The organism is Thermoleptolyngbya sp. M55_K2018_002, from assembly GCF_015295965.1.
Lineage (GTDB): Bacteria > Cyanobacteriota > Cyanobacteriia > Elainellales > Elainellaceae > Thermoleptolyngbya > Thermoleptolyngbya sichuanensis.
Genome location: NZ_DVEA01000435.1, coordinates 1 through 7,302 on the forward strand (window position 1 = coordinate 1; position 7,302 = coordinate 7,302).

Genomic DNA, 7,302 nt, shown 5'->3' on the forward strand with positions numbered 1-7,302 from the left:
TCTACCCTCTCGAATACCACCCTCCATTGTGCTCAAACTCTTACGGGATTGGTATTAGATTTTGGCTGTTTTGCGCTACCGTTCTTTCCCTACCGTTCTTTCGCTACAGGGCAAATCTGGTCAGCAATCCTTTCAGAGCAAGCGTACAAAGCAATCAAAATAATAGCAATCAAAATAATAGATAGCCCTTACGGACAACGTTGTCCGTAAAGCCCCCTGCTAGCTTGAAGCCTTACCAGCCTGAAGCATTGCTTATCTGAAGTTAAATCAATCCTCTATCCAGGGTGGGCGTTTGCCTACATATTGACTGCGTAATCTCCCGCCTTCTTTCCAGTAGGCATACCAGTAGGGGCCATGCCCAACTGTGGATAGATTTCCTTCACTACAGCGGCAGGCAGACTTTCCACAGCGGCGCTTTTCGTGCTGATAGGTTTTGCCTTTATAATGGCGGCGATCGCCCACCGAAACCGTCGAACACTGCGGAACTTCGAGCAGCATTTGGGATTCTTGAGCGGCGATCGCCCCTGTTAGCCAGTCGCGAATTTTCCGCTTTTGGTCGAGATCCAGTCGCTCTAGCAGGGTGTAGAGATCCACAGAGAAAGTTGAGTCCGGCACGGGTGTCCTAAAAGCTCTTGTGTAAGATTCTAACCAGAGTCCACAAGTTACACAAGAAGTTTTTTTAACCGTTCCGCATGATGCACTTTAACCATGCTTTGGTTAACAGACCCTCCAGATCCGCCCTTGCATCCCCGACATCCAGTAATCTTCGGTATAGTGGGTGCGGGAATCCTCCAGCCAAATCTCGCCGATGCCCCAAGACCTGCTGCCTGCCAGCTACGATGCGTTCCTGAGCGGACTGAAAGAGCGAATTCGTCATGCCCAAGTGCGAGCGGCTCTGGCGGTCAACCAGGAACTTGTGATGCTCTACTGGCAGGTCGGACGAGAAATCTTGATTCGGCAGCAGCAGCAAGGCTGGGGTGCAAAGGTCATCACCCGGCTGGCCAAAGACCTGCAAAAAGCGTTTCCAGAGATGAAGGGCTTCTCGCGCACGAACCTGCTCTACATGCGTGCCTTTGCAGAGGCTTACCCGGATGAGCAATTCGTCCAGCAGGTTGCTGGACAAATCCCCTGGTTTCACAACTGCACGCTACTGGACAAAATCAAAGACCCAGATGAGCGGCGGTGGTATATCCAGCAGACCATCCAGCAGGGCTGGAGCCGCAGCACCCTAATCCAGCGCATCGAAAGCAGGCTATATCATCGCCAAGGCGAGGCACTGACCAACTTTGAGCAGACCCTACCACAGCCCCAGTCGAACTTAGCCCAGCAGGTCTTGCGCGATCCCTACAACTTTGATTTTTTGAGCCTGGGGCAAGAGGCTCAGGAACGAGATTTAGAAGCCGCCCTCATTCGCCATATTCGCGAGTTTTTACTCGAGCTGGGGGTAGGCTTTGCCTTCGTCGGCAGCCAGTACCCCCTCCAGGTCAGCGGCAAAGAGTATCGACTCGATCTGCTGTTTTATCATTTCCGGCTGCACTGCTTTGTGGTCATTGATCTGAAAACTGTAGAGTTTGAGCCAGAATTTTCGGGCAAGATGAATTTCTACGTTTCAGCCGTGGATGACTTGTTGCGCGGCCCCGCCGATCAACCCACGATCGGCATCGTGCTGTGCAAAACTCAGGATCACACCGTTGTTGAGTACGCGCTGCGTGACTTAAATAAACCCATTGGCATTTCTACTTATCAACTCAAGGATTCTTTGCCAGAGCCGCTGAAGGGAAATTTGCCTACCATCGAAGAGCTAGAAACTCAGCTAAATGTTTTGTCCGTAGAGATTGAAGAGGAATTGGAGAGTTCATAACCTGTTGGCTTATGAAGGAACAACCCGCAGAATGGCGATCGCCCTCACGGGTTCTTGTGTAAACCCTCGACAGTTACACAAGAACCTTACAAAGCCATCAACGCCCCAACCCAGAAAATCCCCAGTGAAAACGGTTTCTACCAGAGAATACACTTGCTAACCAGCATCAGAGCTAGCCATTAGCCGGGCCAGACTTTAGCTTATCCGGATTGATTTGAAACTGAATGCTGGGCGTTTTCTTTTTCCCAGGCAGTTCCTGAGCGCCGAGAATATATCCACCCTGGCGCAACTCCTCTACCGTGCGCCAGAAAATCTGATTATTGCGAGATGAATTGCTCCCCAACAAATCCAGATTCTTAAACAGATATTGCTTGGAAATAATCAGGTATTGCCCATCCTGCGGCGTGTCCCACTTCAGTCGGCTGGCTAAGTAAACTAGCAGTTTGGTTCGGTAGTCATTTTTAGCATTGCTGCCCAGCTTTTGCGTAATGTCAATGTCGCTGGCGAATAGCACATAGTCGCCCGTGCGACTTGGCCCCTCAAAAAACTCCAGCGACACCGTATAGGAGTCCGCTAGCTCATAGGTATAGTCGGCTGCCTTTGCCAAATCGAACTCACGGGAAAGGTTCTCGATTTTATAGCTCTTGATGCGAAGGATACTTTTAATAATGACCTCCGCACCAATCTTATTTCCCTCACGCAAGGACTTTGCCAACACTAGCTCTACCCGGTGTAGCGCAACTAAATCTCGATTCAGCTGCGATCGCACTTTGGCGTGAAAGCTCCCCCCCTTGCTGCGGGTATAGCCCAGGCTTTCTAGCAAGTCATTTGAGCGGAATGTGACCACCGGCCCGTTATTTTGCTCGGCCGCCAGCCGATACAGATACAGCACAATACCAACTTGGCGCGGATTCAAAAACGTGAGCAGCGCCATGAACAAGCGCTGAATCTTTCGATCGGAAATCTTTTCCAGTCCCTTACCAATGCCCTGATCGACTAGCGCATGAAAATCCAGGTTTTCATACTGCTGTTTAACCTCTTCCCACTCGTCCTGCGTCAGGTCTTCCAGCGGCACGCGACGGGTTACGGCGACCTCGCCTGCATCTTGCGGATCAGACTCCACGCGCATTTCTAGATAATATCCGTCGCCATCCGACCGCAGCAGCGGCAGCCGCACATCTGGGTTATTCAGCGATGCCCCTGCTCTGGGCAGCACCATCAATAGCTGTCCATCCACTGGAAAAACGGAGTCGGTTGGAATCGCTGTCATCGCCACAGATTCATGAGTGATGCAGGAATTGTACTAGATATAGCGGAGGGCGATCGCCATAATTTGAGCAAACCGCTATAGGGCTATCACTCCGGCGTATGATTTTGGGGGTCTGTTCTATCACTCCGGCGTATGGCTTGCTCTGTCACTCCGGCGTATGGCTTCGACTGGTTCTATCACTCCGGCGTATGGCTTGCTCTATCACTCCAGCGTATAAATTGATTTACCTAGTCGTCTGAGTTACTCTTCCTCACTAAACTTTTCAATTTTGCTCTATCACTCCGGCGTATGGTTTGCTCTATCACTCCGGCGAATCTTGCAGTCTTGTTCTATCACTCCGGCGTATTCAAAGTTTTATCACTCCGGCGTAGATTCGCTCTATCATGCCGCCGTATTTTCTAATTCTTGCCCGATTTTAAAGTGTTTCAAACTGATTTTTTGAGTGTTTAATGGATCGCGTTACGCCTTAGTTCCCCTGTTCTATGGACAAGCCGATCCGTTTATCTACGATTCTGAAATTCGGCGCATAAAAAAGCCGGAACAGAGCCTCGCCAAAGTCTCCATTGTTCCGACTGATGCATCTTGGTCAAAGAAGTACCAGCTTTTTTGACCTGTTTTGTTACGCAACTGAATGATAGCAGCCTTCACAGGCTGTGGGTAATATCTGTCAGAGATTTTTCCGATCCCTGGCTATGTTTGTTGCGTATGCAGAGGCCTGCATTGGGTCGTGAATGGGGAGTACGCAAGGATCTCTGATCTGGCTCCGTTGGTTCGGGAGCCTATATGTTTAGCACTCAATCTCAAACCTCCTTTCGGTTTGTTGAAGAAGATCACGAACCGTTCTTATCGCTATTTCCCCATCGCTATGACTATATTTGGGCGGAGCATTCCCCGCTGGCGGCATCTGGAAAGCTGGAGTGGAGAACAGAAAGTCGGCATCCCCTGAGCGATCGCCTAATTCTTCAAGGTCGAGCAGTCTACGGCGTGCGGTTTGGTGCAGAAACTCGCTACTGCCTTCTGGATATTGATGCCAATAGTTCCTATCATCCTAGCCGTGATCCCTTTGCCATTAGCCGTTTGGTTGCTGCATTAGAAACTTTAGGATTGGTTGGCTTTGTTGCCTGTACGTCTAGCTATAGCGGTGGCATCCATCTCTACTTTCCCTTCGAGCAACCCGTCAAAACCTGGCAGTTGGCGATCGCCCTTCAGTTTGCTCTAGAAAGTGCCGGATTTTGCATTGCGCTTGGTCAGCTTGAAATCTTTCCCAATCCCAAACTTTATGTATCTGGTGGGGAACCTAGCCTGTATGCAGCACATCGACTACCGCTGCAATTGGGTTCTTATTTGTTAGACACCGACTGGCAGCCGATCTACAGCACTCGTCGTCTGTTTGTTGAGCGGTGGCAGTTTGCGGCAGTTCGGAATGCCGTTAGTTCCCAAGTGGTGGAGCATTACGCCAAGTCTGCACGTCGCCAGCGGCATGGGCTATCGGGTAAGGCAGATAAGTTTCTTAGCGACCTCAGTGCCGAAATTGAACCGGGTTGGACTGGATATGGACAAACGAACTATTTGCTGGGGCGAATTGCCCTCCGTACCTATATCTTTGGGCATTTGCTACATGGAACCCGCCCCCTAGAGGGAAAACCTCTGGTTGATACGATTGTCCGAGTCGCTCGGTCGCTTCCTGGCTACAGCCAGTGGTGTCGCCATCAGCACGAAATCGAAAAGCGAGCAGAAGAATGGGCGCGGTGTGTTGAAAACAGCCACTACTTTCATTTTCAGCGATCGCAAAGGCGACTTAAAAGTTTGTCAGAAGACACTCCGCCTGGATCACTAACCTGGAACCAGCAGCAGCAAGAAGTTGTGCGAGAAAAAATCCGAAGGGCGATCGCCCACTTGCTCAATCTCAATCATTTACCTGTGACAACTACGGCTCGATTTAAAGCTTTGGTTGCTTACGGAATTAGCGGTGCGTCCCTTTACCGCCATCGAGATCTCTGGCATCCGAATGACCTGATTCATTTATCTCAAGTTCTGGAAAATTCCGATGCATTTCAGGGAACTGAGGGGAATTGCGTGGCGGACGCATTCCCCTCAGTCTACCCTACAAGCTTATTAGCTCAGGAAGGGTGTAATGCCTTGGCTGAAGGCAATTCCAGCGGCTTTGTGGAGTCAGAAAAAGTGGGGTCAGGGTGTAATTATTGCAAAGCCTCAGAGACTTTAGTGGAGAGTTCAGCCGAGAGTTTAGCGGAGAGTTCAGCAGGTGCAGAGACAGCCGAACTGTGCCAGGTTCCACCAGAAACGCTAACCGATGTTGCAAATGCCTCGGATGCAAATGCTTCGGATATAAATGCTTTGGATGTAAATGCCTCGGATATAAATGCTTCGGATGCAAATGCCTCGGATGCAATATCGGGCATTCGCTATGTGCAGCGGGTGCTGAGGGCGATCGCCACTCGGCCACGCCAGCAGCCCGCCCACCTGCATGACGTAGCTGTTCAGGTTGACCAAGCCCGTCGGTCTGCCCAGCAAGCCGCCTTTGCCGCCCGGATGCAGACCTACCTAGCGTCGGGCGACCCGATCCTGATGCGAGAGGCGATCGCCTGGATGCAAGCGCGATCGCCCAGCCCTCACCCATGACATCTTCACTCATGACATCCCCACTCATGACCTCTCCACCCATGACATCCTCACCAATGACATAATGAAACCCAGGATCTAAGTAGGGATTCAATCGGGACGACCCTATGGTTTCACTGACGTTGCCCCTGGTGCTAGAGACGACAGAGGTTCATCTTACCGATGAGCAGTTTTACCAGCTTTGCCGCAGTAACCCCGACCTGGCTATTGAACGAAGTGCCAAAGGAGCTTTGATTGTTATGACTCCTGTGGGGGGAGAGGGTGGCAGCTATGAGATGGAATTGGGAGCAGATTTGACCCTGTGGAATCGACAAACCAAGCTGGGCAAAACCTTCAGTTCCTCCACCTTGTTTAAGCTGCCGATTGGCGGTGGGGGCGAAGCCAGCGCATCCAGCTTTCGCTCTCCAGATGCCGCATGGGTGGAGCTATCCCGCTGGCAGGCGCTGACCCCAGAACAGCGGCGGAAATTTCCCCCCATTGCCCCTGACTTTGTGATTGAACTGCGCTCTCCCAGCGATGACCTGGAACTGTTGCAGGCAAAGATGCAGGAATACATGGATGCCGGGGTTCGATTGGGCTGGATGCTGAACCCGCAGGAACAACAGGTGGAGATTTACCGCCAGGGGCAGCCCAAGGAGGTGCGACAGTTGCCCACAGAACTTTCTGGCGAAGACGTGCTGCCTGGATTTGTGTTGCCAGTGTCCCGCTTTGAAGATTGAGGCGTTATGGTTTCACTGACGTTGCCCCTAGTGCTGGAGACGAGTGAGGTTCATCTTACCGATGAGCAGTTTTATCAGCTTTGCCGCAGTAACCCCGACCTGGCTATTGAACGAAGTGCCAAAGGAGCTTTGATTGTTATGACTCCTGTGGGGGGAGAGGGTGGCAGCTATGAGATGGAATTGGGAGCAGATTTGACCCTGTGGAATCGACAAACCAAGCTGGGCAAAACCTTCAGTTCCTCCACCTTGTTTAAGCTGCCGATTGGCGGTGGGGGCGAAGCCAGCGCATCCAGCTTTCGCTCTCCAGATGCCGCATGGGTGGAGCTATCCCGCTGGCAGGCGCTGACCCCAGAACAGCGGCGGAAATTTCCCCCCATTGCCCCTGACTTTGTGATTGAACTGCGCTCTCCCAGCGATGACCTGGAACTGTTGCAGGCAAAGATGCAGGAATACATGGATGCCGGGGTTCGATTGGGCTGGATGCTGAACCCGCAGGAACAACAGGTGGAGATTTACCGCCAGGGGCAGCCCAAGGAGGTGCGACAGTTGCCCACAGAACTTTCTGGCGAAGACGTGCTGCCTGGATTTGTGTTGCCAGTGTCCCGCTTTGAAGATTGAGGGGTCAGCTCGGCGGAAATTTGCGGAAATTTTTTGCGGAAATTTTTTGTGTAAGTTTTTCGCGTAAATTTAGAGAGGCGTACTTGGCCGGACTTTAGGGGATTTGGGGGCGTAGGTGTCCCTGCTGAAACTGCGTCCAGGCGGTTTGGAGCGCTGGGGGAGCAGGAGTGCGGGCATCGTAGACCGCGATCACG

6 protein-coding genes are annotated in these 7,302 nt (G+C 51.7%); 4 read left to right on the plus strand and 2 right to left on the minus strand.

The window, feature by feature from the left end; all coding sequences use genetic code 11:
* Positions 1 to 267: 267 nt before the first annotated feature.
* Positions 268 to 615: a DUF6788 family protein gene (locus IGS51_RS21835; RefSeq protein WP_297080954.1), complete on the minus strand. Its 348-nt coding sequence runs from the start codon at positions 613 to 615 to the stop codon at positions 268 to 270.
* A gap of 193 nt (positions 616 to 808) precedes the next feature.
* Here IGS51_RS21835 and IGS51_RS21840 point away from each other — a divergent pair, with 193 nt between their 5' ends.
* The gene (locus IGS51_RS21840; RefSeq protein WP_297080957.1) at positions 809 to 1,861 is read left to right on the plus strand and encodes a PDDEXK nuclease domain-containing protein; all 1,053 of its coding nucleotides are present in this window, start codon (positions 809 to 811) and stop codon (positions 1,859 to 1,861) included.
* Positions 1,862 to 2,033: 172 nt separating this feature from the next.
* Here the strand turns inward: IGS51_RS21840 and IGS51_RS21845 are convergent, their stop codons facing one another.
* Complete coding sequence (locus IGS51_RS21845; RefSeq protein ID WP_297080959.1) at positions 2,034 to 3,131, minus strand: hypothetical protein; 1,098 nt, start codon at positions 3,129 to 3,131, stop codon at positions 2,034 to 2,036.
* Positions 3,132 to 3,914: 783 nt separating this feature from the next.
* On the opposite strand from IGS51_RS21845, the gene IGS51_RS21850 reads away from it, so the two are divergent.
* The 3 genes from IGS51_RS21850 to IGS51_RS21860 all read left to right on the plus strand — a co-directional run bounded on the left by IGS51_RS21850 (position 3,915) and on the right by IGS51_RS21860 (position 7,108).
* Positions 3,915 to 5,771 (plus strand): hypothetical protein, encoded by a 1,857-nt coding sequence (locus IGS51_RS21850; RefSeq protein ID WP_297080961.1) that lies wholly within the window; start codon positions 3,915 to 3,917, stop codon positions 5,769 to 5,771.
* 107 nt (positions 5,772 to 5,878) lie between these two features.
* Positions 5,879 to 6,490 (plus strand): Uma2 family endonuclease, encoded by a 612-nt coding sequence (locus IGS51_RS21855; protein ID WP_297080963.1) that lies wholly within the window; start codon positions 5,879 to 5,881, stop codon positions 6,488 to 6,490.
* 6 nt (positions 6,491 to 6,496) lie between these two features.
* Positions 6,497 to 7,108, plus strand: coding sequence for a Uma2 family endonuclease (locus tag IGS51_RS21860; RefSeq protein WP_297080965.1), 612 nt, complete (start codon positions 6,497 to 6,499; stop codon positions 7,106 to 7,108).
* Positions 7,109 to 7,302: the final 194 nt, after the last annotated feature.

Excerpts from the sequence above, each read along its gene's own strand:
- IGS51_RS21860 (WP_297080965.1), top strand. The coding sequence starts at position 6,497 with ATGGTTTCACTGACGTTGCCCCTAGTGCTGGAGACGAGTGAGGTTCAT.
- IGS51_RS21845 (WP_297080959.1), bottom strand. The coding sequence starts at position 3,131 with ATGACAGCGATTCCAACCGACTCCGTTTTTCCAGTGGATGGACAGCTA.
- IGS51_RS21855 (WP_297080963.1), top strand. The coding sequence starts at position 5,879 with ATGGTTTCACTGACGTTGCCCCTGGTGCTAGAGACGACAGAGGTTCAT.
- IGS51_RS21840 (WP_297080957.1), top strand. The coding sequence starts at position 809 with ATGCCCCAAGACCTGCTGCCTGCCAGCTACGATGCGTTCCTGAGCGGA.
- IGS51_RS21850 (WP_297080961.1), top strand. The coding sequence starts at position 3,915 with ATGTTTAGCACTCAATCTCAAACCTCCTTTCGGTTTGTTGAAGAAGAT.